A 26,942-nucleotide genomic window follows, 5' to 3' on the forward strand; every position below is an offset into this window, starting at 1 on the left:
AGAGCAGCCGAAGCTTTCTCGCTCGTCGTAACGTCCAGCGCATACTCGACATTTTTGTTGTCGGAGCCGCTGTTTACATTGGCAATAGCCGTGTAGGAAGCAACGGAGCCGTTGTTCGCTTTAACCGTACCGACCGAGCCATCGCCGCTTACGCCCAGTGCGGACGAGCGCATGTCGCCTACAGTGATCGTCATGCTTTGACCGCTATTAGCGCCGATTTGGAACGTAGCTTGGAAGTCGCCAAGCGGCGAGTTTTTCGTCGACACTTCGGGCGCTTTGTCGGAAGCGAAGTCTTCCGTTTGCGTCAGCTTCAACGAACCGTCCGCTTCCACGGAAGCGGTATATTTGTCCTTCAGCTTGGCGTTGCTGTTGATGGCATCAGCCAAAGCTTTGGATTGATCGGCAATTGTTGCCGCTTCTTTGATAGCCGTCCCGTTGTCGTAGCCGACATGTTGATTTTTGTTGCTGATCGAGATTTCTTGACCGTCTACGATAAACTTCGAGCCGTTAACGAGCAGGTCTTTCTGAGCGATCGTATACTCGCCCTTCGTTCCCGTTGCACGAACATCGAGGTCGGTTGCTTTCAGATCGGTGCCGGAAGCAACTTTCTCCGTGATCGTAATTTCGTTGCCGCTGATCGAAGCGCTGTAGTTGTCTTTCAGCGAAGACAGGTTGATAGCCGCCATCAAGCTTGCCGCTTGATTGTTCAGGTTGCCGCCGCTTACCGAAAACTGACCTTTCGCGCCGGACGCTACGCCGTCAACCGCCGTGAATACGGAGCCGTTGATCTCCACTTTGTCGCCGGCTGCAAAAGCCTTGTCGACACTGAAGGAGTAGGTGCCCTGAACAGCCTCTGTACCGCCGACAAGCGTGTTGGACGCAGTAGCAATCGAGTTGCCCAGCGTCTTCGTATCCCAGTCGCCTTGAGCTTTGAACTCGTATTGGCTGAAGTCGATGGAATCCCATTCGCCGTCCTCGTTGAAGAACTTGAATTCTCCAAGCTCTTGAACCGCTTTTTGGATTTTCTCGGCCGTGTTTTCTCGTGCGTTTTCTGCGGAAAGGTGGATCGTCAAGTTGCCTTTATCGACGGTTACGTTCAGTTGATTTTCAACAACTGCAGCTTTACCGCCGGACATGGTGGCAGCTCCGACTTCGATATCGGAAGCCAGGTTTGCGGTATCCCAAGTTCCTGCTCCGGCAGATGCGGTCCACCCCGAGAAATCGATGCCGTCAATCGTTCCAAGATTTCTAATGGCCGCTTCGACATTGGCAGCGGTATTTTTGGACGCCGTTGCACTAGCCATATTCAGAGTCAGCGTGCCATCCTTATAAGTCACGTTCAATTCGTCGGTTCCGTTCGCTTTCAATTCGATCTTGACGCCGTTGGCTCTCGGCGACTGATTGTCCGCCGTTCCCGAAGAAATCGTGAGGGTCTGGCTGTTCGATTGAACCTGGGAACTTGCAGCGGATGCCGCTTGATCAAGCGCCCTAACGATGGTAACCGTATTGAGGTTTTGTCCGCCCTTATTTGTAATCAGCAGCTTGTCGTCCGAGCCCGATCCGGATACGGACAAATCTTCCAGAACTTGACCGGTCGCTTTGTTGTTCGTTTCCGTCAAAGTTATGGTTCCGTTGGAGGCAACGCTTGCGTATTCGAATCTCGAGCCCAATGCCGAATTCGCTTCGATGGCCGCCGCGAGACTTTTCGCCTGATCCTCGATAGAACGGCTGCTGGAAACCGCATCGGCTCCTTTGTCGCTGCTGAAGTTCGCAACCCCGAACGCTGTTTGCAGACGGTTAAGATCGGCTGGCTGTCCGGCATTGATTACAAACTGCACACTTGAAGTCGGTTGGCCGCCTTGTGACTGTATGACCAACTCATTGGCCGCGTTCAAGCTTACATTTGCGTAATCGGATAGCTTATAGCCGTTTTCATCGACCGCATTTTCAACCAGAGCTTCAACATTCGCTCTCGTATAGCCGGTGTCAAGAGTTTTGAGCGCGCTGTTGCTGATTTTGAAATCTTTGCCGTCAACCGTGATCGAAATGCTGGAATCCGCATGAATTGCATCTGCTCCAACTGCACCGCCGGCAGCGCCCTGCTGTGGGCCTGAACCCACGTTAGCAAAGTTTCCAGCGTAACCTGTTTTGTTGCCAGTTGCTGCCGCAGCGGTCGAGACGCCTGCATTTTTGGCAGTGATAATAAATCCGGTGCCGCCGCCGTTCTTGGCAATGTTATAATCCGCGAGTCCGCCCGCCGTCTTAATCTGATCGAATGCTTGTTTAATCACATCGATTTGTTCTGAAACCGAATCGTGAGTGCCGCCAGCAGTAGTATCGAACGTTACGGTTGCACCTGTTTTGGATGCTCCTGCAACCCCGGTAGTCGCTCCATCGGTACCTCCAATAGCGATTGTGACATCGCCAAAAGTGATATCGAACGACTGACCGCTTGTCAATGCAACACTGAGCGCGCCGGTATCCCATACTGCCGCCCGACCGTTGAGATCATCGCCCAGACCAACTACGGCGCCACCCTTGATCTCCGCTACAGTGTTCATTCCGAACGTATCATTTACTTTGGCGGCTTCGTCGCCGGTAGCCGTCCATGTAATCGGTTGGGTTTGGGGATCCTTCGCCGTAATCGTGATTTTGCCATCGGACGATACCGTTACGTTCGCTACCGTGCTGAGGGCAGTCCCGCTTCCGTCTCCGGCAGTATCCGCGGCCAATATCGCATTTTTCAGAGCATTTGTTCCACCTGCGCCATTAATGGCATTTAACGCGGTATTATTGATGATATAGTTATTTCCGTTAACGTTAATTCTAACAGTTTCGTCTGTTCCCGCGATATTCGTACCGAGGTCATAGGTTCCTTTAGCCGCTTCTCCCGCCGTCAACGTAGCTTCAATATTCCCTACATTGAATTCGCCCTTGGAGGCATCGGCGCCGGACAAAACAGCCGTAAATTTCTGGCCGCCGATCGTGACCGAATCGCCCGCTTCTTTGAACGCTTCCTTCAATTGGAACTCGTATTCGCCATTTTGCTCCGTCACGCCGCCAGCCAAAGTACCCGTATCGCCTGCGACCGGTACCGTAACCGCTTGTCCCGTAATTTGCGAAGCCGGCTCGACGACGGAGATGCGGTTCGTCGAAGTGAAGCCCGTCGACGAATCGTAGTTTTTGATCGACGAGTTCATCTCGTTGTACAACTGACCCAGGTTTTTCGCGAGCGAATCGCCGGTAGAGGTTTGTCCGATCGTGAAGATGTAGTTGCCTTGTCCGTCGATTTCCAGACGGGACCCTTCGCTCTTCGTCGTTCCTTGACGCACGGTAATCGTTTTTCCGTTCAGGTCCGTGCCGTTCTCGGACGCTTGGACGCCGATGCCGACCGTCAGGTTGATCAATGCTTTCTCGCCTTTGATGCTTTGCGTGTTCTCGGTAATTTCCGATACGCTGCCGGTTGCTTTGCTCGTGGAGCCTTGGACCGAAGTCGAGGAGGATTCCACTTTCACGCTGCTCGCTACCGTTTTCAGCGCGGTTACCGTACCTTGTGCTACGCCTTTGACACCGTCCGTTACGGTGTTGACAGCCGCGGCCGATTCCACAACCGCCGCATTTTTACCTTTCAATAACGACTGCGTGTTGAACTCGGTCGTATTGCCGATCCGGTTGATCTCGGACGTCAGCTGGTTGATTTCCTTCTGGATTTCCTCGCGGTCGACGGATACGTTCGTGTCGTTCGCCGCTTGGGCCGCCAGCTCGCGCATACGCTGCAGGATGGAGTGCGTCTCGTTGAGCGCGCCTTCCGTCGTTTGGATCATCGAGATGCCGTCTTGCGAGTTGCGTTGCGCTTGGTCCAGACCGCGGATTTGCGCGCGCATTTTCTCGGAGATCGCGAGACCTGCCGCGTCGTCGCCCGCGCGGTTGATGCGGAGACCCGAGGACAGCTTCTCGATCGATTTGCCGCTTGCCGTCGAGTTCGTGCTCATTTGACGGTACGTGTTCAGTGCTGCGATGTTGTGATTAATTCTCATTGCTGGATTCCTCCTTGGAATGTTTAGGTGAACATCCTTTTTCACCTTTGGAACGATGAAGCTATATAATAAACCGCCCCGGAAAGAGCGTTTATTACCCAAAAAACGACAAAAAGGACGAGTTTATCCCGTCTGCACTCTTGGCATCCTGCCATTCGTCAGACTTCGACAAAACTCGTCCTTGAGACCTAAATATAGTTGCTGTAAAATTAATAATCAGTGATTACCGGGAGGCATAGTCGGCTTCGTATACTTCACCGCGGAGTATCGGAATTTCTTTCGGCGCATCGATGGCGAGACGGAGATCCCCATCCTTGGTTCGAACGACTTGAACCTTGACGTCATGTCCAATCATTACATATTCTCCGGGTTTTCGGCCCAATACCAACATCTGAGATCCTCCTCTATGTGCTGCGTCCTGCCGCGCAGCCGCCGGAAACAAAATAAGGATGGCTAATAAGACCGTCTCCCTTCCGCGTCCTGCGGAGAAGAGACGAACCTTACTAAGCCATCCTTGACTTGTCGTAATTATTCGATTTACGGGACTATATGCCCAAATTTTCGTGCCTACTACCAATATCGGCGGTCCATATCCAAAAGTTTATAGTCGATTTCAAATTTTTATAAAAATAAAAATGCGTTACCCAGAACTTCTCGGAAGGACGAGAACCCATGACGGTCTTACATAGAGGAAGCAGTACAATTTTTTACAAGCTTGAACCGGGCGATGCGGAGCCGGATGCGGAGCAGCTTGTCTTTGTGCATGGAAATAGGACGACCCATACTTGTTTCGACTTGCTCGTCCCTTTCTTGAACGACCGATTTCCGCTTATCCGCTACGACCTCCGGGGATTCGGCCGGAGCGATCTGGGCGATGCGCCGCTCAGCTTGGAAGCGTATTGCGACGATCTGCTGCATCTGGTCCGGACCTTGGGGATACGTCCGTTTCATCTAATCGGATACGGCTTCGGAGCGATTGTTGCCGCCCGGTTCGCCGTGCTGTATCCCGAGTCGGTCAAAAGCATGGTGCTCATCTCTCTTCCGTTCAGTCCAGATCCTTCGGCGGTCAACAATCCCGATTGCTTGGAAACGCCATCATCCAAAGGAACTGCAGGTTCGGTCGATAGGCTCGCCGATTTGATGGCCAGTCTTCCGTCGGACCACCCGATACACGGGAAAATCGATTTCGCCGCACTCCCCTCCACTTGCCATTGGATTACCGAATTAAGCATGCGGTATCAACCTATAGACGATTTGGAGCGCTTGTCCGTCCCGACGCTGCTATTATGCGGGGAAGAGGAAAATTCGTCCCCCGTCTACTTGTCCTTGATGGCAGCCTTCTACTTATCCGAGTACAAGCTCTATACGGTGCCGGATTCCGCTTATATGGTCTTGCTGGACCAGCCCGCTCTTACGGCAACCTGGATTGCGAACTTTATTGGCAAGCTCGGTCGGAAGCCGATCGCAGAAGAAGCCAAGCCGAAGTCCCGCGATATGCAGCAATATATGAAGCAATTGATAAAGATTGGGGAAGCGGCTGTCGCTTCCGGTGACGAACTGCGAGTAGAGCTATTGGAAGGCTTTCACGTGTATGCAAACGGAATGGAGATCAAGGGCGGCTGGAACCAGCGGTTTGCCAAAAATATTTTTCTATACTTGCTCCTCCACCGATCCGTAAGCCGCGATCAGCTGTGCGAGACGTTATGGCCGAATCTTCCGCTCGGCAAAGCCCGCAGCTACTTGAGAGTATATTTATCCCATCTCAAAAAACTGCTGGAGCCGTCGAACCGCGCGCCCGCTTTTCTTATCATGGAACGCGAGGATGTCAGCTTATATGGAAGAATAGTTTGCGACGCGCTCGATTTCGTGCAGGATATAACGATAGCCTCCCAAGAGGAGGATGACCGGAAGAAGCTGGCGCAATGCCGCAAAATATTTCAAACCTTGCCGGTCACGTTCTTTCAGAGCCTGTACGACGACTGGTTCCTCATGATGCGCGAGGAATGGGAGCATAATCTGGAAAGCCTCGCGGTCTGGATGGCCGATTATTTTATCCAGCAAGGCAACCCGCAGGAGGCCTCGGTTCATCTGAAGCATATGCTCCGCATACTGCCGAAAAACGAAACGCTGGTCGACAAGCTTATTGTCTGCTACGAGCGAAGCAAGGATGTGCCCAGCAAGGAATACTGGAAAAAGCAAAAGGATTTGTTTGACGCTTCTTAACTTTTTAACGAGACAAGACGTGCGAAAGGGGAGCTCCGTCCCTTCTCCTCCAAGCAAACTCGTTAAACCGTCCCGGTTGTGCTACAATTTTGGAAAACCGTATCGCGGAGGAGCTTATGTCCGGCAAAGACGAATTGGTCCGATTCGGCGTCTCGATGCCGTCAGATCTGATCCAGCAGTTCGATCAATACATTAACGTGCAAGGCTATACGAATCGTTCCGAGGCGATTCGGGACTTGGTCCGCAAGGCGATGCTTCAGCCGGGCCGCATCCCCCCCGAACAGCTGGTGGCCGGAACGATCGTCATGGTGTACGATCACCATGTGAGCGAGCTTCCATTAGTACTGATGGAGCTGCAGCACCAATACCACAGTCACATTATTTCGAACATGCATGTGCATCTGAATCACGAGCAATGTCTGGAAATCATCGCGGTCCGCGGCCGCATGGACAAGCTGAGGGAGCTTCAGGAGCAAATTCAAGTGCATCGCGGAGTGCTTTATTGCGAGCTGTCGGTCACCTATGTGGACGAAGGTGGCCATGGCGATCATCATCACGATCACGGGCATGATCATGGACATGGTCACGGTCACGCGCACCCTCATCGTCACTCGCACGAATGACATTGCTATCGCTCCCCCGGCGTACCTATATCGCCTCTAGAAGGAGACCCACTTCGGCCGATGCCGGGCGGAGTCTCTTCTTTACGTTGCGCTGAATAAGGATACAACCCGGAATGGATTGAATTTTTTTCCCTAAAATGTCTTACCATCCGGATACAATCGTGCTACAATACAAACAAAACGTGTCACAAAGAAAAGGATGGGTTAACGTGTTGGGAAAAAGAACTCGATTACATGTGCTGCTCGTGTCGCTGCTCGTATGCTGCGTCCTCGCGAGCTGCTCCGCCAAAAGTACGGGCGGCGAACGCAAGGCGGACGAGCTCGTGCTCGCCGTCGGCGCCGAGCCCGAAGCCGGATTCGATCCGACGACAGGCTGGGGACGCTATGGCTCGCCGCTGTTCCAGAGCACGCTGCTGAAGCGCGACTCCCAGATGAAGATCGTCAATGACCTGGCCGCGTCCGGGTACGAAGTAACCGCCGATGGAACGGTATGGACCGTCAAGCTGCGCAAGGACGCGAAGTTTTCCGACGGCAAGCCGGTTACCGCCGCCGACGTCAAATTTACGTTCGAGACCGCCGCAGGCAACGGTTCGGTTATCGATCTCACGAACATGAAAAGCGTGGAAGCGGCCGACGAGTACACGGTCAAATTTACATTAAAGGAAGCCCAGTCTACGTTCGTAACCCAGCTCATCACGACCGGGATCGTCCCGAAGCACGCATATGGCAAAGACTACGCCGAACGACCTGTCGGATCGGGCCCGTATAAGCTCGTTCAATGGAATAAAGGCCAGCAGGTTATCGTCGAGGCCAACCCCGACTATTACGGCAAGAAGCCCTTCTTCAAGAAGCTTACGTTCCTGTTCCTCGGTGAAGATGCCGCCTATGCCGCCGCCAAAGCGAAAAAGGTCGATGTCTCTTACATCCCGGCGGCGTTCAGCAAACAGAAAATAGACGGAATGCGGCTGGAAGCCGTTCGCACGGTCGACAACCGGGGCATTTCGTTCCCTTTCGTGAAGTCCGGGGCGAAAACGAAGGACGGTTACCCGATCGGCAACGACGTTACCGCCGACACCGCCATTCGCAAAGCGATCAATACGGCGATCGATCGGAAAGCGCTCGTACAAGGCGTGCTGGAAGGCTACGGAACGCCCGCTTACACGGTAAATGACGGCCTGCCATGGTATAATCCGAGCTCGGCCATTGCCGACGCCAATGCCGCAGGCGCCAAAAAGCTGTTGGAGGAAGCCGGTTGGAAGGACGGCAACGGCGACGGCGTACTGGAAAAAGGGACATTAAAGGCGCAGTTTGCGCTCATCTACCCTTCCGGCGACGTAACAAGGCAGTCTCTCGCTTTGGCAACCGCCGATATGATCAAGCCGATCGGTATCCAAATCGACGTACAAGGCAAGAGCTGGGACGACATCGGGAAGCTGATGCACGCCAACGCCGTCCTCATGGGCTGGGGCAGCAACGATCCCTTGGAAATGTACAACGTCTACAGCAGCAAGTATGGCGGTGTCGAGTATTACAATACCGGGTTCTACAGCAATCCGACGGTGGACGATTGGATGAATAAGGCGCTTAAAGCGACACGCGACGAAGACGCCCTGGAGTATTGGAAAAAAGCCCAGTGGGACGGCAAAACCGGCGTAAGCGCCCAAGGAGACGCCCCGTGGGCGTGGCTCGTCAATATCGATCATCTGTATCTGGTCAAGGACAGCCTCGATATCGGCAAGCAGCGCATACATCCGCACGGCCACGGCTGGCCCGTGACCGATAATATCGAAGAATGGACATGGAAGCAATAACCGCCACCTTCGGAAAGCCCGTGCTGCGGCACGGGCTTCCGTCCGGTGCGCGAACGCTGCGGCCGCAAGCCGCCAAAGGAGTTTACTTGCCATGATTCAACGAGCCTTCGCGCTTGTCGGGCTGAAGCTGATTCGGCTCGCCGCGCTGCTGCTGGCGATAAGCGTCATTTCGTTCGCACTCGTCAACGCTTCCCCCATCGATCCGATTCAGGCTTATGTGGGGGCGGACATGATGCGGGTCGGACCAGAGCAGCGACAGCTCATTACCGAATATTGGGGACTTGATCAGTCTCCGCTGCAACGCTTCTTCCAATGGGGAACAGCTCTGCTTCAGGGCAATCTGGGAACCTCGATGATGTACCGGATTCCGGTGGCCGACGTGATCCGGGAACGATTCGCGAGCTCGTTGGCCCTGATGAGCTTGTCATGGCTGCTGTCCGGCTTGCTCGGCTTCACGGCCGGCGTCGTGGCCGCCATGAACAAAGGCAAATGGATGGACCGGCTCATCAAATGGTACTGCTACACGCTTGCCTCCACCCCGACATTTTGGATGGGGCTGCTTCTTCTTATGATTTTCGCCGTATGGCTCGGGTGGTTCCCGGTCGGATTGGGTACGCCCGCCGGCGTTCTGGACGAGCAGGTTACTTTGGCGGATAAGATCGGGCACTTGGTTTTGCCTTCCCTTACCTTAAGCATCGTCGGCATCGCACCGATCGCCCTGCATACGAGACAGAAGCTGATCGACGTGCTGTCGAGCGACTACGTTCTATATGCCAGAGCCAGAGGCGAGCGCGGCTTCCTGTTGTTCCGCAGGCATGGTCTGCGCAATATCGCGTTGCCGGCCGTTACGCTTCATTTCGCTTCGTTCAGCGAATTATTCGGGGGAGCGGTGTTGGCGGAGCAAGTATTCTCCTATCCCGGACTCGGCCAAGCGACGGTGGAAGCGGGCCTGCGGGGAGACGTCCCTCTGCTGCTCGGCATCGTGCTGTTCAGCGCATTATTCGTATTCATGGGCAATCTGATCGCGGACGTTCTGTATCGGCTCGTAGACCCGCGGCTTAGGGAAAGGCGGCTGCAATGAGGATGAGAAAAACGGAAGCCGCAGGCGTCTCGGCGGGCCTGTCGATATTTCGATTTCGTTTCAACCGGAAGCAGTTGGCTCTTATTGCCGCCTCTCTGGCGGTATTACTGGTCGTTTCCGTATGGGCGGCGGGGCTGCTGCTGAGCTCCGGACCGTTGTCGACCCGGCTGGAATTGCGCAACATGGCTCCTTCCGCAGCCCATCCGTTCGGCACCGATTGGCTCGGACGCGATATGTTCACGCGAACGGTCAAAGGGCTCGCCTTAAGCATCAGTGTCGGCATGGCCGCGGCGGCTTCCAGCGTCGTAGTCGCCTCTCTGATGGGCGTAGCCGCGGCGATGGGGCGAACGGCCGACCGGATCGTCAGCTGGCTGATCGACTTGTTTCTGAGCGTTCCCCATCTCGTTACGCTTATCCTGATTGCCTTCGTATTCGGAGGAGGCATGAAAGGAATTATCGTCGGAGTCGCTTTCACGCATTGGCCTAGCTTGGCCCGTGTAATCCGAGCCGAGGTCATGCAGCTGAAAACGGCGGAATATGTGCAAATTTCCCGTCGGCTGGGCAAGTCCCGCTGGTGGACGACTACCCGCCACATGCTGCCGCATTTGCTGCCGCATCTGCTCGTCGGCTTGCTGCTCTTATTCCCTCACGCCATCCTGCACGAAGCGTCGATTACGTTTATCGGGTTGGGCTTATCGCCGCATCAGCCCGCCATCGGCATCATATTGTCCGAATCGATGCGCTACTTGTCCACCGGTTTGTGGTGGCTGGCCTTCTTTCCGGGGCTGTGCCTGCTTCTCGTAGTGCGCGCCTTCGATGTGGCGGGAGAACAACTGCGCGTGCTGCTGGATCCCCGGCAAACGCACGAATAAGCATCCGCAAGGACGCAAGGAGGACGAACCGAATGCCTATTCTGGAAGTGGACGACTTGTCCGTTTCTTTCACCCAATATACCGGGCGGTTCCGCCAAACGACGCTGCGGGTACTGCAAGGGATGAGTCTCGACGTGAACGCGGGGGAAATCGTCGCCGTCATCGGCTCGAGCGGCTCCGGCAAAAGCCTGCTCGCCCATGCGATATTGGGCATTCTGCCCGGAAATGCAGCGGTGGAGGGCACCATCCGTTTTGACGGGGAGACGCTTACTCCTCGCAGACAGGAAGCGCTGCGGGGAAAAGAGATCGCGCTTGTGCCCCAGTCGGTCAACTATTTGGATCCGCTTATGCGGGTAGGCGCTCAAGTAAGGAGCGCGGTTCGAACCGGAGATCCGGCGACCGAGCAGCGAAAAGCGTTCGATCGATACAGGCTCGGCCCCGATGCGGCCAACCGCTATCCCCACCAGCTGTCCGGCGGCATGGCCAGACGGGTGCTCGTCTCCGCGGCAACCGTAAGCGGGGCGAAGCTGCTTATCGCGGACGAGCCTACGCCGGGACTCGATCCCGCCATCGTGCGCGAGACGGTGCTGCAAATGCGGGAGCTGGCCGACCAAGGCGCGGGGGTGCTGCTCATCTCCCACGACCTGGAATCGGCGCTGCATGTGGCCGACCGGGTCGCCGTCTTCTATGCGGGGACATCGGTAGAGCTTGCACCCGCCTGCGACTTCGTCCAGGACGGCAGCAAGCTTCGGCATCCGTACAGCCGGGCTTTGTGGAGAGCTCTGCCGCAAAACGACTTCGTACCGATCCCCGGTCGGCAGCCCCATCCGGGTGAGCTTCCCACGGGCTGCCTGTTCGCCCCGCGCTGCGAAGCGGCTACCGCACAATGCAGTGCGGAAAGACCGGCCATGCGGGAGCTGCGCGGAGGAAAGGCAAGGTGCATACATGCCACTTGAAGGCCGCAGTCTCGCATTCCGCTACGGCAAAGATCCTTGGGTGTTCCGCGGCTTCAGCATCGAAATCGGCGAGGGAGAAATCGTCGGACTGTCCGGACCGAGCGGATGCGGCAAAACGACGATCGGACGTCTGCTGTCCGGGTACGACATCCCGCACGAGGGCGCCGTTCTCTTGGACGGCCGCCCCCTCCCCCGCAGCGGCTATCATCCGGTCCAGCACGTGTTCCAGCATCCGGAGAAAGCCGTCAATCCGCGCCTGCGCATGCAGCGCATATTGAACGAGGGCTGGCAGCCCGATGCGGCGTTCCGTGCCTCGTTCGGCATTGCCGACGAATGGCTCGGCCGGTATCCCGGCGAATTGTCCGGCGGCGAACTGCAGCGATTTTGCGTAGCGCGAGCATTGGGACCTCAAACCCGCTACTTGATCGCCGATGAAATGACGACGATGCTCGATGCCGTCACGCAGGCGCAAATCTGGCATGCCGTGCTGGACGTCGTCCGCGAGCGGCGGCTCGGCATGCTCGTCGTCAGCCATGAACGCAGGCTGTTGGAACGATTGTGCGGCAGAATCATCCGACTCGAATAGGGGGCGCATCCGCGCCCCCTTATCTTTTCGTGCCGCCAACGTTATTCCTTCCCAAGTCATGAACCCGGCTGCAGCTTCTCGAACGTATGCGCCTTCTGCCAGCTTTTTCCGCCATCGGACGTCGTGTACATGACAGCAGGCTCCGTATTGTCCGTGACGATCCACCAGCCGTGCTTGGCATCGGCAATCGCCAGCAATTGCTCCCCGTATCCGGCGAATTCCGCTTCCCCGTTCACCCAAGTTTTGCCGCCGTCGGTTGTCCAGCCGATCGTGTTCGGTTTGTCGCACGCCATGCACTGACCGCCCATGAAAGCGACGTTCGGGTCGACCACGTACAAGGCTCCCGGCTTATTGCCGCTATTTTTCGGCCCGTCCGAATGGTCGATCGGAAACCCCGGGGCCGGGCCGCCGCCGGCCGTCGAATTGGCGACTACCGTCTGCCACGTTTTTCCTCCGTCCGCCGTATGGAACAGCGCATATGACGTCTGGGTCATGCCGGATTCCCCGATCCATTCCACCCAAGCGTCATCCGCCCCGGCGGAACGGATAATCGCTCCGGTCAGCTGGGCGACCGTCTTGCGCGACATAACGTTTTGCCACGCTCCGCCGCCGTCCGTCGTCCGTTTCACATGCAGCATGTCCTTGTCCTGCGTTACCGCCCAGCCGTTCTGCCGATCATGGAAGTACGCATCTCCCACCGTCTGCTCCGGAATCGGCAAAGCCGTCCACGTCTTGCCTCCATCCGTCGTCTTCGAGTTGCCGCTATAAGCTTCGTCCGACGATACGAAATGGAGGAAACCGTTGTTCGGCATCGTCCCGACCGCCGCCCACGTTTTTCCTCCGTCCTTCGTGCCGATCAGTTGGCGCGGCTTGGTCTTGTTCCCGGCATCGCCGACAACCGCCCAAGCTTCCTGTCCGTTCAGCGCGAACAGCTGCTCGACCGTGCCCGCGGCACTGTACTGCGGGCTCCACGTTTTGCCGCCGTCCTCGGTACGGGCGATCCAGCCCTTCCCGCCGAGCCAGCCGGATTTCGGGTCGGCCAGCCGGACGGCCGTTATTTTGTCCATGCGAACTTCAGCGGGCGGTTTTGCAATCGAGCCGGATCCGTTATCCGATTTGGGCGGAGTCGTCGACGGCCCGGAGGCGCCAGGGTCCGATGTCGCCGGAGCTTGCGGATCCGACGACGAACTCCCTCCCGTTGAAGCTGGCGGAGCGCTTTCTCCGGTTCCCGCCGATTGATTCGGCTGTCCCGCCTGCTGCTTGCATCCCGCCAGCAGGGTCAAAAACAAAAGCGGCACTATGAAAAATTTGAATATTCGCGATTGCGTCATACTAGTCAGTCACTCCTTCATTGTTCTAGGGTGCTCTTACTTTGTATAACCCAATAGACGTGCCATCAACCGATAGGGTTGCCGAATACGCCGCATCTTACAGAAAATGGATCGTTCGACCTAAAACGAATCCGACAAACTTCTGGCTGAAGGAAAGCGGGCCACGTTTCGCGAATATCGTGTATAACCGTCAAATAAGACCATAAAGACGACATTCTCGCCGCTCTCCCGTAAGCGTGCGGGGCAACATGCAAATCGAGGTGTAAACTAGTGGAACAGACGGCAGCCCGGCTGCGAGAACTTGCCTTATTTGTCCGCTCGCTCGGAAACGTGGAGTTTGATCCATGGCATCGTCCGATTCGGCCCGGCAAATGGTCGGTTCATGAAATACTCGGCCACATTTGGCTGTGGGATACGTATAATCTCGAATTCATGATCCCTTTCATAAAGGAGGATGCCGAGCTCCGCTTCGCCAATCATGCGTCCATCAACGGCAATGCCGAATGGTTCGCCCGCACAATCGGGAAAGCCGACATGATCCGGAACGTAACGAAAACCCGCGAAGAGCTGGTTCAGGCCTAGCTTGGCCGCTTACGACATAGAAACGCGCTTCTATGTCGGCGAAAAGCGGCTCGGCATGGACGACTTCCTGCAAAAATATATCATTGACCATGACCGGCATCATAGGAAGCAGATCGAAGCTTATATCGGCGGCAATCAGTCAATCTAACGTCTCAACCGTTGACAATGATAATCTTTATCAATTAAAATGGAGAAAACGTTGGATGGAAGGAGGGTTTCACATTGTTGGTTCAAACGAGAACGATCCTAGTGAAGAAGGGCAACGCCGATAAAGTCGTCGAGCGCTTCAGCAAGGAAGGTCCGATTGACGGCATGCCGGGACTGCTCGACATTACCGTCATGGTCAACAAAGCGAAGAAGGAAGATACCGAAGAGGTTGTCGCGATGATCCGCTGGGAATCGGTGGATGCCTGGAAAAATTGGGAGAAAAGCGATGCCCACATTCAAGGCCACCGCGAGAGCCGCGGCCAGCCGAAGCCGGAATTCGTCATCAGCTCGAACGTTACCATGTACGAGGTGAAGACGGTCAAGGGCGGAACGTCGGCGGCTTACCGCTCTTGAATTCAATCAGGCCAAAAACCCGCGCTTCTGACCGATGCACGGGTTTTTGAGCATGAATCAGTGCGAATGCGCCGGGTAGCCTTCCGCTTCTTCGGCAGCCGGGGCCGTTGCCGGATCCAGCTTTTCTTTGCTCATGGCGATGGCGGCAATTACCGCCAGTACGGCAGGGATAAGGCCGCACGCAAACGTTACGGCGATGGAGGACGAGAGTCCCTCCGTTATTTTGTCCAATACCGGCGCGGGGATTTGGGCACGGGTGGCGGGATCGAGCAGCGCATGAGGATCGCTGAAGCTGATGCTCTGCCCCCCGGCCTGCTGCCCGCTCCCGGCGAAAGCGTCCGTAAGCTTGCGCGTCAGCGCATGGCTTTGGATGATCCCGCAGACGGTTATGCCCAGCGTCATGCCGAGCGATCGCAGAAAATTGAGCGTAGAGCTCGCCGCGCCCCGCTGTCTGGCCGGGAAAGAATGAATCGCCGCATTGCTCAGCACGGAGAAGGAAGCGCCTATTCCCAAGCCTACCATAATCATGTACAGAGTAACCTGCAGACGGGACGAATCCGTCGACAAGGTGGTCAGAAGCGCGATTCCCGCTACCAGCAGCAGCAACGTCGGAATCATGATCGAACGGTACGAGAATCTGGTGATCAGGAAGCCGCCTCCCGTCGCGGTCACGACCGAGCCCAGCATCATCGGCAGCAGCACGAGACCGGAATTCGTGGCCGACCCGCCGAGAACGCCTTGAATAAAGATCGGAATGTATACCGAGGCGATAATAAAGGCCGCTCCGCTCAGCATCGCGATCGCATTGCTCGACGCATATAGCCGGCTTCGGAACATGTTGAACGAAATAATCGGCTCCTCGGCGCGCGATTCGGCGAACAGGAAGATGACGGCCAGAACGGCGAATCCCGCGAACAAGCCCACGATTTGTACGGAGCCCCACTCATATTGCTTGCCGCCGAGCTCCATCGCGAACATGAGACAGACGATCGCGCCGACCAGCGTGACGGCTCCCCACCAGTCGATCCGCTGCTTGGAATGCTCGTGCGACTCCTTGTAATTGAAGGCAATCAGGACGAACGACAGTAATCCGAGCGGCAAATTGATATAAAAGATCCATTCCCAACGAATATAATCGGTAATGTAAGCCCCCAGCAGCGGACCGAAAATGCTCGACATGCCGAACACCGCGCCGAACAATCCGCCAAGCTTGCCCCGATTTTCCGGCGAGACGGCATCGAACATAATCGTGAATGCGACCGGAATCAAGGCTCCTCCGCCGATCCCTTGAATCGCGCGGTAAATGCTCAGCTCCACGATCGAGTTCGCGGTTCCGCATAGAATCGATCCGATAATAAATACGACAATTCCGAAAACGAAAAACCGTTTTCGCCCATACATATCGGACAGCTTGCCGAATATCGGCATCCCCGCCATTTCCGCGACCATGTAGGCGGAAGTAACCCAGACGAATTTGTCGAGTCCGCCCAGCTCGCCGACGATCGTTCCCATGGCGGTCGCCACGATCGTGTTGTCCATCGAGGCCATCAGGATCGCGAGCAGCAGCCCCGCCACGATCACCCCGGTTTTGTTTTGCCCTTTGCTCATCAAATGATTTCCACTCCTTCATTCTTGTATAGCTTCATTGTATTCGCCTCCCCTGACAGCATCGGTCAGTCAATTTTGCAAAAGTTTCCCCGCGTCTTCCAGCAAGTCCGGTATCCATTTATCGGAGCCCGGAATCGCCTCCGTTCCTCCGTATACGAGCCATCGCAGCGATTTCACGAGCCAGCATAACCCGCCTATCCGGATTTGCCAGGAAAGCTCCTCCATGGACAATCCATTGCCGACCTCCTCCCGATACGCCTGCATGACATCTTCGCCGGGCAATCGGCTCCAAGAGGCCGCCTCCATTATCAAGCAGTACAAATCGCCCAAGTGGGCATTTATATAAGCGATGGACCAATCGATCGGCAAAATGCGGTTTCCTTGAATCAATAAATTTTTGGCGTGATAGTCATGGTGGACGAGAGTAGGCGGCACCTTCCGGATTGCTTTATCCAGCTGGCGGGAAAGCATTTCTTTGATTTTCCATACAACCGCTTGGTCGGCAAGCTTCGGTGCGCGCAATAGATCGTCCGCCAGCTTCAGAAAGCGATCGGAATTTAGCGTATGCGCCGCAATCGTCGGTTTTGATAGCCTATCGAGGTTCATCGACGCCGTCGCCCTGAATCTGGCCAGTTCTCTGGCCGCTTCCAGGAAATGCGCCGGCTCGGGCCGCTGCTCCAAGTTATGCATCCCGGCGTCCTCCATGAGAATGATCCCGCTTCTATCCTTTTCATAGAAGCCGTAAACGATCGGCGCCCTGATTTGCAAAGGCTGCAGCAATGTACGGTAAATATCGGCCTCGCGGGACATCTCTTCCCCGCCCCATTTCAGGATGCGGGATTCCCCCGTCTTCAGCTTGATTCTGTATACTTCGGACAACGACCATTTTCTCAAAAGCGACCATTCCGCGACTTCCTCCACAATCGGTATAAGCCCGCGATAGGACATAAAGCGTTCCGGTATCATTCGCGCCTTCACTCCCGTACGTATGAGTTGACCTGACGGGAACTATTTTACAGATAATACCGGAAATGTATAGACTGATAATTTCCGTTCTGCTATGATGTTGAATGAGGTCTCGGAAATTTTCGGGACTCTTTTTCATTTACTGCTTGCTTAGACATCTATGTTTTTTAAGTACGACTGTACAATCCGCGAACAAGAATAATGCAAAAAAGCGCTTCTGCTCGCTTTTACTTTTAATAACACGTCTACACGTCTACACGTATAACGGAACGATTTTCCGGTATTGTCCCGATTTCCGCGACATTTCCGAAAATAGCGGAACAGCGCTCCGTTATATCCGATTGTCGGGAAAAACAGTATCTGAACCAGCGGAATAGCGGAACCTTTTTCCTTTATTGTACCGTCGAAAGCGGTATTCGAAGAAATAGCGTACGTACGTTCCGCTATTTACAGGATTTGATAAAAGCACGGCCTTATCGAACGATAGTTTCCAGCGGGGAGTTCCCTTATCCGCTATTCTTAACCCCCCCGCACGAAGAACACGCCGTCAACCGGCTTCGGCATCGGGTTTTCCAGCTTCCCTTATGTTTCTTACCGTATGCGTTTTATGTTTGTCATAGTGTTAAAGAAAGGGGCCAGTTTACTGAGAGGGCTTCTTTTTGTTATGTTTCCCCGCATTTGTTTCCCCGGCATGCTCGGAGCTATAAGAGTTGAACTAAAGGATGTAACCTTCATTCCATTCCAGAAGGGATTATCTTGCAGCTTCAGACAGGTTGTTTTGAGTTTCTCCTTGATTGTATATAAGCCTACGGCAAGGTTGAACTCAGGCTTCTCTTAGTTGGTTCTTTCATTCATATACAGCCGGATGGAGCGAATTACAAAATCCCACACGCTTCCCGTTCCTTCGACGAAACTAGCGTTGTACCATGATTGGAAAATAGTACCACGGAACCATGGAAACGCTTTCTTGCAGTTGCTATAGTAGTCAAAGGACATACAGGTATACTTCTTGTATATGAAACTGCCGTGCTCCCCTCCCGGTCTGTCCGAATCCAACCATTGGAAAGGAGCGTATTAATGAATTTACGAATGCGCAACAGAATGCTCGGCCTTCTTGTCGCCCTTTGCTTGTCGGCGACCCTGCTGCCTTTGGCCGCTTTGGCCGACCCGCAAGGCGGAGTGACGCTCGAAAGCGAAACGATCGTCAACGGAGGGTTCGAGCAGGTCGCGAACGGCAAACCGACAGGCTGGACCGGATTAGGCGCGAACGCCGTCTATGAATCGGTTTACCAGCCCGTCCATGGCGGCGGGTTCAGCGTGAAGCTGACCGACAACAGCTCTCAGGCAGGAAACGGCTTGCGCAGCGGCAACGTTCCGGTCGTGCCGGGACATATGTACAAAGTATCCGTATATGGGAGAAACGAATCCGGCACTTCGCAACTGTATCTTGAATTTTGGAATGCCGCCAATACGCGCATCGACGTAAAGATCGGGACGATACCGTCCGGGCAGCAATGGCAAGCTTTGAACGTAATCGGGGAAGCGCCCGCGGGTGCGGCCTATGCCACGCTGCTATTGTATCAGCACCAGACGAATGTGGGCGTAGCCTACTTCGACGATGCCGCTCTTACGGAAATTCCGGCGACCTATCCGTATAACGGCAACCTCGAAGAGGTGACAGGCGGCAAGCCTGTCGGTTGGAGCAGCCTCGGGGCCGCAGACGTGATCGCCTCGGTTACCTCCACGGTTTACTCCGGCTCGTACAGCGTGAGGATGGAGGATCCCAGCGCCAATGGGGGACCGGGCTTGCGCAGCGGACAAGTTCCCGTCGTGCCCGACCAATTGTATGAGGCATCCGTGATGTCTTATAACGAATCCGGCACATCCCAGCTGTATATGGAGTTCTGGAACAGCTCCAATGTCAGGATCGAGACGAAAATCGGCACAAATGCCGCCATCGGCGTGTGGAACCCGATCTCCATAGAGAGCTATGCTCCGGCGGGTGCCGCATATGCCACGCTTCTGCTGTACCAGCACAAAGCGAATATCGGGATCGCGTATTTCGACGAGGCTTCATTTCGGCTAATGCCGCCGGAGCCGGTCCGGGAATTCCCGCTCCTGACGGCGAGCCATCCGCGGCTTTATTACACGGCTGCGGACTTGCCCGCTCTGCAGTCGCGCGCCACGGATACGGTCAACGCTCCATTCGGCTCGACCGGCAAGCAGCTGTGGGACCCGATTCAAAACGCCGCCAACGGCTATTTGACCGAAACCGACTTCTCGATCACCTACTATGGAGGCAAAGTCGTCACCTTCCCGCTGCCGCCCGTGCAGCCGGGACCGATCCCGAACCCTCCCGGATTTACGTCCGCCTATCCCTATTGGACCATGATGACGAGAGCGGTGCAGGACCGTTTGGAAACGCTTAGTCTGGCTTATGCCGTAACCGGGAATACCGCCTATGCGGACAAGGCGAAGCAGTATATGCTGTCCGTGTCCGGCTGGAACGCCTGGACCGATCCGACTTACCCGTGCGGCGGCTATACGTGCCTCGATACGTCCCACCTGACGTTCGGAGTCAGCATGGCGTTCGATATTTTGTACGACCGGCTGTCCGCGCAAGAACGGACGCTCGTCATGACGGCTTTGGAGAACAAAGGACTTATCCCTCTATACAAAGATTCGAAGAGCAAGGTCGATCACAATATCCAGTCGCTGCGCGCAGCCGCGCTCGGCAGCGGCGCGGCGGTTCTGCTCGGCCACAGTCCGAACGCAAACGCCTATTTGACCCGGGCGATGAATTACTACAAGTGGTATTTGGATGAACGCATGACGTCCGGCAAACAGGAAGGCTTCCTTTATACGAGCTACGCGATGGACAACATGATCAAGGCGTTCGATCACATCAATCGCGTAACCGGCGTTAGCGAGCTGGCGGACCATCCGTTCCTGAACGATTTTCTCGTCCGCTGGATCGTATACGCTCTGGCCCCGGGAGCGTCCGGACTGGCCAACTTCTCGGATTCCGGCACCGTCAACTATTTCGGTCTTACGATGAACGTCATCAACGCTTGGCTGAACAACGGACAGGCCGGCTGGTATTTGAAAGAAACGAAGTCGGCCGCCGGTGGCGTCAACGGCTTCCTGTATTTCCGACCGAATGCGACCATAACCGCCCCGGACGCTTGGCCGGCCTCCGCCGTATTGGATGAGAACGGCTGGGCCATACTCAGAAGCGGTTGGGAAAACGACGACGTCCTGTTCTCGATGGTCAGCAACTCCTCGAATCTGGGGCATAACCACTATGACCAGAACAGCTTCCAGATCGCGACCAACCGCTCTTGGATCGCTACGGACCCGGGCTACCAGGACTACGTCGCGGGGCCGGTGAACGCGTTCACCGTTCGTATGGGCCACAGCACGATCCAAGTCGACGGCCAAGGACAAAGCGTGCTGGGCCAAGGCACGCTCACCGAAGGACTGCTCGCCCCTACGTACGACTATGTGAAAGGATCGGCGGCCGGTGCCTACGGCAATCCGAAGCTGACCAAGTTCGATCGCCATGTCGTGTACTTGAAGCCGGATACGTTCATTATGCTGGACGATCTTCAGGCTGACGCGCCTCGCGTCTACGATTGGATCCTATACAGCGGAGCGCTCAAGCAATTCGAAATCGACGGACAACCGGCTCAGGCCGGCGTGACGACTGCCGGCAACGACTTGTACTTGCTCGGCGGCGGTGCGGAACTGTCAGCCAAATTCCTTGACGATTCGCAACTGCCGATAACGGTCGCCCAATATCCCGGAGCCGAATCGTACGGCTATTATTCGAAGGTCGGAAGCGGCGGAGCACAGACCGATCATCGGTTCTTGACCGTCATGAAGACGCGTCCGTACAAGCCTGCCGGACTGCTGGAGGAGTCCGAATTGATGCCTCTGACCGCCAGCTCCGGGCAGGAGGCCAGATTGATTCAAGCTGCTGGCAGCACACTCATTTTTTACCGTTCCGTTCAAGCGGGTGACTATATGACAGTAACCGTAGACGTACCGGAAACCGGTACCTACAGCCTGAAGAGCCATCTTCTGAAATCGCCTCTTTACGGTACGGTACAGGTTTATGTGGACGGCCAGCCGGCAGGCGGCGCGTATGACGGATACGCTCCCGAAGTAACGGCCTCCGCGGCCTTCGACCACGGCACGTTCCAGCTGACGGCCGGAACCCATACGATCCGCTATGAGGTGACCGGCAAAAACGCCCTGTCCGGAAATTACTTCATCGGACTTGATGCCGTACAGCTTCTCCCATCCGGAGCGGCAGGACTCGACAAGCTGTCCGTAGACGCCGAGCTGGTGTCCGGCACGAACGGGATCGGCGCGTTTGTCGAGAGAAACGACGGCAGCGATATTCGCGATTTGGCGGCTTTCCGCACCGGGACCGGAACGTCCACCGTCGGCCAGCTGGTATCCGATGCCGAGCAGTCGGTCGTGAGCTTGACCGGAACGAGCGAGGTTGCCGGCTTCAAGATGACACGGGGCGCCTCGCTCCAGTATGGCGGACTGCAGCTGCTTGCAGGCGGCACGCCGTTCAGCGCTTCCTTCGACACCCATTCCGTGACGATGGAAACGTACGGCGTCGTGGAAACGCCGGTCGCGCAAAACATCCGCATCCGCGCGCCGTTGGACGCTTTCGTGATCGTGGATGGCCAGCTGCTCGATCCGGGCAGCTATGTAACCGATCCGGTAACGGGCGCCGTCGAGCTGACTCTTGCGGCCGGACGTCATGACATTCGTCTGGTCTCCTTGGTGGATCGGCTCGAGTCGATGATCGCGTCCGAAGGCTTGGAAGGACCGATGGTTGAGCCGTTATTAAACGCCTTGCGACAAGCGCTGCACCAATGGAGCAAAGGCTCGTTGACCAAAACGATGGACCACCTGCAGCGTTTTCTCGACCATTTGAACAATCCGGCGCTGCGTCCGTTTATTCCCGAATCGGTCAGAACGAAGCTGAACGAGGCGATCGGAAGTATCATACAGCTGATGTGATTATGATGACTTTGTTTGGAGCCGGGCGGATGCCCGGCTCTTTCTTGTTTCCGGGGAGAATAAAAGCAGACTCCTGGCGAGGTTCATCATGGCTTTGCGGTAAAAATCGCGACAAATCATATCCTGCATGGTAATATGAAAATATATCCAGTAAAGGGGCTGGATTTCCACCTCGGCACATTACGGTTATCGCTTTGCAAAGTGCCGCGAAAGGGAGGGAACGCATGGACCGGATTGATACTTTCGTAAACGGTTTGGCGAAAGACATATTGGAAACCAAATCGGCGGATCCGAAAAGGCTCAAGCTTGAAATCAAATCATTAGTGGAAAAAGCGGCTTTGGAGCTTCAACGGCAAGGAATCGGCCGTGAAGGCAGCGTGAGGCTGGCGATCGAGCGATTCGGGGATAATGAGACTTTGCTGGGAGAGATCGAGAACATATATGGCGACTCGTTTGCGCCAAAGCCGGAAGAGGCCAGTACGGGAGCTCGTTTGCGCATACTGATCAAAGGCATTTCCGCGGTCCATCTCGTATGCGGGAGCGTTAGCGGCATCGCTATGCTGCAATTGGGGCTGCCTGCCCTATTCGGCCTTCGTCTTCCTACCGTGGGCACAACGATCGCCCTCTGGACGACCTTGTTGTCCGCGGTACTTCATATCGCCTCGGGGATCGGGCTATGGAAGCTTCGAAGATGGGGATGGGTTGTCGCCACTCTCACTTACATGCTGATCCTCCTATCCGAAATAAGCAACTTATGGGTCGCCTCCGGCTGGACGGACGAAATGCTGCTTTTTTATGTCCGAGGCGGCTTGCACATAAAAGCTCTCCTCGCCGCCGCCCTATCTATTGCCGGCATCTGGTTGTTTGGTTGGGCGCGCATTCGCCGGATGTTCCAGCCGGCCATCCCGTTATGGAGAACGCTTCTAGTCGTTCTGTCAGGCGCCCTAGCCTATCTCGCCTTGTCGCAATCCGTCATGCGATGGTTTGTCACATGGTACTCTTAATCTAATAAGTACGATGGCAAAAGCCCGCCGCTAACTATATTCAAAGGCGGGCTTTGCCGGCTTTTCATGCAGAACGGCAACTGCTCTATTTCCCCCGGTTGTTCCGCATCGCGGCCAGCACCTTCAACTCCCCTGGACCGCCTTCCGCAAAATCCCGGTATAGGCCGGACTCCACCGGAACGAGAGCCATCTTCCCTTCCTTGTTGAAATGAATCCCCCACCCGAATTTCTTGGGCAGCATCGAGGCTCTCAAGCAGGGCATCGGCTTCTGGAAAAATTCGTCTCTCAGCTGCGTCCCCTTCTCCGCCAACTCCTCCTGAGAAATCCCTTTGTGCCGGATATGCACCTCGTATAAAAGCTCCTCCTGGGTATACCCGTAGGGGTGCTCCGAGATCAATTCATATTCGATTCCGGCCTTCGTCTTCCCATCCTTCTTGTCGGGCGGCACCGTGCCGTTAACCGCAGGACAATCCGCCGAGACCGTAATGAACGTGTCATAATAATTCCACTCCATAGTTTAGCCTCCTCTGTTTCTTCAAGGTATGGAATACCACTTTTTTAACATATACCGCAATGTGCTGCAAGAGCAAGAATCCAAGGAGTGGCCGCACGATTCTATGTAACAACATTCATAGAATCGGAAAACGGGCTAATGTCCCTTTGGAAATGCCGCTGCAATCCGGCAGCCCCCTGCATATATTGGTACATGCTCAGTCCTTCTCTTTCTCTATCATCTATTCTATCGGGGAAGGAAAAGCAAATCTCATAGAATGGAAGGTGATTCACATGTCGTTCACCGATCACGTGGTCAATGGCGGCTTTGAGTCCGGTTTGTTGAGCCCGTGGTTATCGCTAAATGCAAGTATTTCAAGCGCGGCAAGCCACAGTGGCCTTTTCAGCGCCAACTTGCTCGGCGGGAACGTCAACGCCTATATTCTGCAATACGTAGCGGTTTCCCCAGGTTCGGACTACCGGCTATCGGTATCGCTTGCCGGCTCGGGAGGAACGCCGAATCCTCTCGTCTCGATTTCGGTATCCTATTACGATGCGGGCAACAACTTTCTCGGGTACGGTCTGACCGAGACTATATACGGAAGCCGGCTGCCCAACGTTGCAACCGCCGATTGGCTGACCTTGTATAGCTTGGTCACCGCAGCGCCGGCCACCGCCACTCAGGCTCTATTATTCATTAACAAGATGCCGATGGCCGGTTCCTCCGATGTCCTGGTAGATGACGTAGAACTTCTGGAGGCCACTGGCGCTCTGGGGCCAACGGGAGCGACTGGGGCTACCGGCGATAATGGAACTACGGGGGCTACTGGCGCTACGGGCGCTACGGGCGCTACGGGCGCTACGGGCGATACTGGGGCTACCGGTGATACAGGAGCCACTGGCGCTACTGGGGCTACTGGCGCTACGGGAGCCACTGGCGATACGGGCGCTACCGGCGCTACTGGAGCTACTGGCGCTACGGGCGACACAGGTGCTACGGGTGCTACGGGCGCTACTGGGGCTACTGGTGATACAGGAGCCACTGGTGAAACGGGAGCTACTGGCGCTACTGGCGACACAGGTGCTACGGGCGACACGGGCGATACTGGTGATACAGGAGCCACTGGTGAAACGGGACCAACAGGCGCGACTGGGGCTACCGGACCTTCTGGCGGACCACAAGGATCGACAGGCGCTACTGGAGCCACCGGCGATACGGGACCGACAGGGGCTACGGGAGCTACAGGGGCTACGGGCCCAACTGGCGATACCGGGGCCACAGGGGCAACGGGGCCTTCGGGCGGTCCTCCGGGGCCGACAGGTGCGACCGGCGATACGGGACCAACTGGCGCCACTGGTGACACAGGACCGACCGGAGCTACCGGCGCAACTGGGGCTACCGGGGCTACGGGAGCTACTGGAGCTACCGGCGCGACCGGGCCAACCGGTTCGACCGGAGCAACCGGAACGTTCGGACCTCCGTTCGATGTCTATGTTAGTGCTGGGGCCGTCGGGGGCGACGGGACCATTACGAGTCCGTTCGGAACGATTCAGCAAGGGGTTACCGCTGTAGCGCCTAACGGCACGGTTCACATTTTGGCGGGCACGTACAATATTACCGCCCAAATTGTCGTGAACAAACAGGGTGTCACACTGCAGGGCGAACCCGGAAGCCAGCTCGTTCTGCAAGCGGCCGTTATTCCTCTCATGGTCACAGGCAGCGATATTACGATCCAAGGGCTGACCATCACGAGCAGTGCGGCGTTTGCCGTGGAATTCATTCAGGTCGGCGGCAGCAACAACCGGATTCTCAACAACGTCATATTCGGTCCGAGCCAACCGCTTCCGATGACCGATTGGGTGGTGAATCGGGCTGTCGTCTCGCAAATAAACACTACCAATTTGCTGGTTCGCGGAAACATCTTCTATTCGTTGCGCTCCGGCATGTACCTGAATCCGAACACAACCGGCAACATCGTCAATAATGTCGTTTACTTTACAAAAGGCGGCTTTCTAGTCGACCGGGCCGTAGTGATCCTATCCGATAACTCATGGGGCTTGCCGATTAACGAATTCGATATCGTCCTATTGGTTGGAACGATCAATGGAGCCCCGTACAATCCGACAAGCTCGCTAACTCTCTACAACAACGGAGCAAGTATATCCGACCAACGGTAATGCGCGTAGCACTCCCAAATAGAACCTTTCTCTCCACGAAGTTCGTGGCGCGAAGGTTCTTTTTTGGGGGCGACCTCATCATCCAAAGTCTCGATTACATAACGGAATGATTTGCCGTTATAGTCCCGATTTCCGCGACATTTCCGGAAATAGCGGAACCGCGTTCCGTTATTTCCGCTTGTCGGTGAAGAAGAGGGTCTGAACCCGCGGAATAGCGGACATCTTTTCCGTTATCTTGTCATCGACAGCGGAATTCGGAGAAATAGCGTACGTACGTTCCGCTATTTCTAAAGCTCCAAAGAACATCCGGTACGAAGACGCGCCAGCACCCGCCCGAAGCAGATTTTCCGCCGACAAAGGTGCCGGCTAAGAATTGTCGAATATATATCCTTAATGAGGAAAGCGATATTAAAGCCGTCTACTCGAATGGAGGCCGATTCTGTGGCGCATGAAATAGCCGAAAGGCTCGTATGGGCAGTAAACACGCTCGCAATAGAACCATCCGACCGCTTGCTCGAAATTGGCTGCGGGCATGGCGCTGCCGTCTCCTTGATTTGCGGACAATTAACGGATGGAACCATTACTGCCCTGGATCGATCGGAAACGATGATTCGTGCGGCAGCAAGCCGCAACCTCGGACATGCTTCGGCGGGGAAAGCAAGATTTCATACCGCGGAATTGGACAAGGCCAACTGGGGGCCCGAACGGTTCAACAAAATATTTGCCGTCAACGTCAACCTGTTCTGGATGAAGCCCGCAAAGGAGCTGAGCATCATTAGAACGCTTCTGCTGCCCGGAGGCTCTGTCTATCTATTCAACCAGCCGCCCACTGCCGGGAAAATCGTGCATATTGCCGATAGGACGACCCAAAACCTTACGGCCGAAGGCTTTATCATCAATCAGATACTCAATGAAAACTTAAGCGCCGGACCGGCCGTTTGTGTTATCGCGGGAATCCCTTAAAGCCGCTCAAGTCTTATGTGCCGTT

18 protein-coding genes and 1 pseudogene are annotated in these 26,942 nt (G+C 55.6%); 13 read left to right on the plus strand and 6 right to left on the minus strand.

Going from position 1 to position 26,942, the window contains the following annotated elements:
• Positions 1-3,623: 3,623 nt before the first annotated feature.
• Together FE784_RS28410 and FE784_RS28415 are read right to left on the minus strand one after the other, a co-directional pair.
• A pseudogene (locus FE784_RS28410) lies at positions 3,624-4,037 on the minus strand (flagellin N-terminal helical domain-containing protein); the annotation flags it as partial.
• Positions 4,038-4,260: 223 nt separating this feature from the next.
• Positions 4,261-4,428, minus strand: a complete 168-nt coding sequence (locus FE784_RS28415) for a carbon storage regulator (RefSeq protein WP_139605638.1) — start codon at positions 4,426-4,428, stop codon at positions 4,261-4,263.
• A 281-nt stretch (positions 4,429-4,709) separates the two neighbouring features.
• Here FE784_RS28415 and FE784_RS28420 point away from each other — a divergent pair, with 281 nt between their 5' ends.
• From FE784_RS28420 to FE784_RS28450, 7 genes are all read left to right on the plus strand, one after another.
• Positions 4,710-6,260 (plus strand): alpha/beta hydrolase, encoded by a 1,551-nt coding sequence (locus tag FE784_RS28420; RefSeq protein WP_139605639.1) that lies wholly within the window; start codon positions 4,710-4,712, stop codon positions 6,258-6,260.
• 116 nt (positions 6,261-6,376) lie between these two features.
• Positions 6,377-6,883 carry a nickel-responsive transcriptional regulator NikR gene (nikR, locus tag FE784_RS28425; RefSeq protein ID WP_139605640.1) on the plus strand — a complete coding sequence of 169 codons (507 nt, stop codon included), beginning with the start codon at positions 6,377-6,379 and terminating at the stop codon, positions 6,881-6,883.
• A 251-nt stretch (positions 6,884-7,134) separates the two neighbouring features.
• Positions 7,135-8,694: an ABC transporter substrate-binding protein gene (locus tag FE784_RS28430; protein ID WP_425465574.1), complete on the plus strand. Its 1,560-nt coding sequence runs from the start codon at positions 7,135-7,137 to the stop codon at positions 8,692-8,694.
• Positions 8,695-8,785: 91 nt separating this feature from the next.
• Positions 8,786-9,775 (plus strand): ABC transporter permease, encoded by a 990-nt coding sequence (locus tag FE784_RS28435; RefSeq protein ID WP_139605642.1) that lies wholly within the window; start codon positions 8,786-8,788, stop codon positions 9,773-9,775.
• 2 nt (positions 9,776-9,777) lie between these two features.
• Positions 9,778-10,647: an ABC transporter permease gene (locus FE784_RS28440; protein ID WP_139605643.1), complete on the plus strand. Its 870-nt coding sequence runs from the start codon at positions 9,778-9,780 to the stop codon at positions 10,645-10,647.
• 32 nt (positions 10,648-10,679) lie between these two features.
• Positions 10,680-11,603 (plus strand): ABC transporter ATP-binding protein, encoded by a 924-nt coding sequence (locus FE784_RS28445; RefSeq protein WP_139605644.1) that lies wholly within the window; start codon positions 10,680-10,682, stop codon positions 11,601-11,603.
• Positions 11,593-12,189 carry an ABC transporter ATP-binding protein gene (locus FE784_RS28450; RefSeq protein ID WP_139605645.1) on the plus strand — a complete coding sequence of 199 codons (597 nt, stop codon included), beginning with the start codon at positions 11,593-11,595 and terminating at the stop codon, positions 12,187-12,189. Before FE784_RS28445 ends, FE784_RS28450 begins: the two co-directional genes overlap by 11 nt.
• A gap of 56 nt (positions 12,190-12,245) precedes the next feature.
• Here the strand turns inward: FE784_RS28450 and FE784_RS28455 are convergent, their stop codons facing one another.
• Entirely contained in the window at positions 12,246-13,520 is a 1,275-nt protein-coding gene (locus FE784_RS28455; protein WP_139605646.1) for a WD40/YVTN/BNR-like repeat-containing protein, read from the minus strand.
• 270 nt (positions 13,521-13,790) lie between these two features.
• Here FE784_RS28455 and FE784_RS28460 point away from each other — a divergent pair, with 270 nt between their 5' ends.
• Positions 13,791-14,102, plus strand: a complete 312-nt coding sequence (locus FE784_RS28460) for a hypothetical protein (RefSeq protein WP_139605647.1) — start codon at positions 13,791-13,793, stop codon at positions 14,100-14,102.
• A gap of 222 nt (positions 14,103-14,324) precedes the next feature.
• Positions 14,325-14,663, plus strand: a complete 339-nt coding sequence (locus tag FE784_RS28465; protein ID WP_139605648.1) for an antibiotic biosynthesis monooxygenase — start codon at positions 14,325-14,327, stop codon at positions 14,661-14,663.
• Between the two features lie 57 nt (positions 14,664-14,720).
• On the opposite strand, the gene FE784_RS28470 is transcribed toward FE784_RS28465, so the two are convergent.
• Positions 14,721-16,271, minus strand: a complete 1,551-nt coding sequence (locus FE784_RS28470; protein ID WP_139605649.1) for an MDR family MFS transporter — start codon at positions 16,269-16,271, stop codon at positions 14,721-14,723.
• Positions 16,272-16,340: 69 nt separating this feature from the next.
• Complete coding sequence (locus FE784_RS28475; RefSeq protein ID WP_139605650.1) at positions 16,341-17,237, minus strand: phosphotransferase family protein; 897 nt, start codon at positions 17,235-17,237, stop codon at positions 16,341-16,343.
• Positions 17,238-18,314: 1,077 nt separating this feature from the next.
• On the opposite strand from FE784_RS28475, the gene FE784_RS28480 reads away from it, so the two are divergent.
• Positions 18,315-22,280 carry an FIMAH domain-containing protein gene (locus FE784_RS28480; RefSeq protein WP_139605651.1) on the plus strand — a complete coding sequence of 1,322 codons (3,966 nt, stop codon included), beginning with the start codon at positions 18,315-18,317 and terminating at the stop codon, positions 22,278-22,280.
• Positions 22,281-22,504: 224 nt separating this feature from the next.
• On the plus strand, positions 22,505-23,284 hold the full coding sequence (locus FE784_RS28485; RefSeq protein WP_139605652.1) for a hypothetical protein: 780 nt from the start codon (positions 22,505-22,507) through the stop codon (positions 23,282-23,284).
• Positions 23,285-23,369: 85 nt separating this feature from the next.
• On the opposite strand, the gene FE784_RS28490 is transcribed toward FE784_RS28485, so the two are convergent.
• Positions 23,370-23,798 (minus strand): DUF6157 family protein, encoded by a 429-nt coding sequence (locus FE784_RS28490; protein WP_139605653.1) that lies wholly within the window; start codon positions 23,796-23,798, stop codon positions 23,370-23,372.
• Positions 23,799-24,070: 272 nt separating this feature from the next.
• On the opposite strand from FE784_RS28490, the gene FE784_RS28495 reads away from it, so the two are divergent.
• Entirely contained in the window at positions 24,071-25,954 is a 1,884-nt protein-coding gene (locus tag FE784_RS28495) for an NTTRR-F1 domain (protein WP_176706586.1), read from the plus strand.
• Positions 25,955-26,395: 441 nt separating this feature from the next.
• Entirely contained in the window at positions 26,396-26,917 is a 522-nt protein-coding gene (locus FE784_RS28500; protein WP_176706587.1) for a class I SAM-dependent methyltransferase, read from the plus strand.
• Positions 26,918-26,942: the final 25 nt, after the last annotated feature.

The organism is Paenibacillus hemerocallicola, assembly GCF_006265175.1.
GTDB lineage: Bacteria > Bacillota > Bacilli > Paenibacillales > NBRC-103111 > Paenibacillus_AB > Paenibacillus_AB hemerocallicola.

Coding starts and splice junctions, on each gene's coding strand:
- FE784_RS28415 (WP_139605638.1), bottom strand. CDS start 4,428: ATGTTGGTATTGGGCCGAAAACCCGGAGAATATGTAATGATTGGACAT.
- FE784_RS28420 (WP_139605639.1), top strand. CDS start 4,710: ATGACGGTCTTACATAGAGGAAGCAGTACAATTTTTTACAAGCTTGAA.
- nikR (WP_139605640.1), top strand. CDS start 6,377: ATGTCCGGCAAAGACGAATTGGTCCGATTCGGCGTCTCGATGCCGTCA.
- FE784_RS28435 (WP_139605642.1), top strand. CDS start 8,786: ATGATTCAACGAGCCTTCGCGCTTGTCGGGCTGAAGCTGATTCGGCTC.
- FE784_RS28440 (WP_139605643.1), top strand. CDS start 9,778: ATGAGAAAAACGGAAGCCGCAGGCGTCTCGGCGGGCCTGTCGATATTT.
- FE784_RS28445 (WP_139605644.1), top strand. CDS start 10,680: ATGCCTATTCTGGAAGTGGACGACTTGTCCGTTTCTTTCACCCAATAT.
- FE784_RS28450 (WP_139605645.1), top strand. CDS start 11,593: ATGCCACTTGAAGGCCGCAGTCTCGCATTCCGCTACGGCAAAGATCCT.
- FE784_RS28455 (WP_139605646.1), bottom strand. CDS start 13,520: ATGACGCAATCGCGAATATTCAAATTTTTCATAGTGCCGCTTTTGTTT.
- FE784_RS28470 (WP_139605649.1), bottom strand. CDS start 16,271: ATGAGCAAAGGGCAAAACAAAACCGGGGTGATCGTGGCGGGGCTGCTG.
- FE784_RS28475 (WP_139605650.1), bottom strand. CDS start 17,237: ATGATACCGGAACGCTTTATGTCCTATCGCGGGCTTATACCGATTGTG.
- FE784_RS28480 (WP_139605651.1), top strand. CDS start 18,315: ATGAATTTACGAATGCGCAACAGAATGCTCGGCCTTCTTGTCGCCCTT.
- FE784_RS28485 (WP_139605652.1), top strand. CDS start 22,505: ATGGACCGGATTGATACTTTCGTAAACGGTTTGGCGAAAGACATATTG.
- FE784_RS28490 (WP_139605653.1), bottom strand. CDS start 23,798: ATGGAGTGGAATTATTATGACACGTTCATTACGGTCTCGGCGGATTGT.
- FE784_RS28495 (WP_176706586.1), top strand. CDS start 24,071: ATGTCGTTCACCGATCACGTGGTCAATGGCGGCTTTGAGTCCGGTTTG.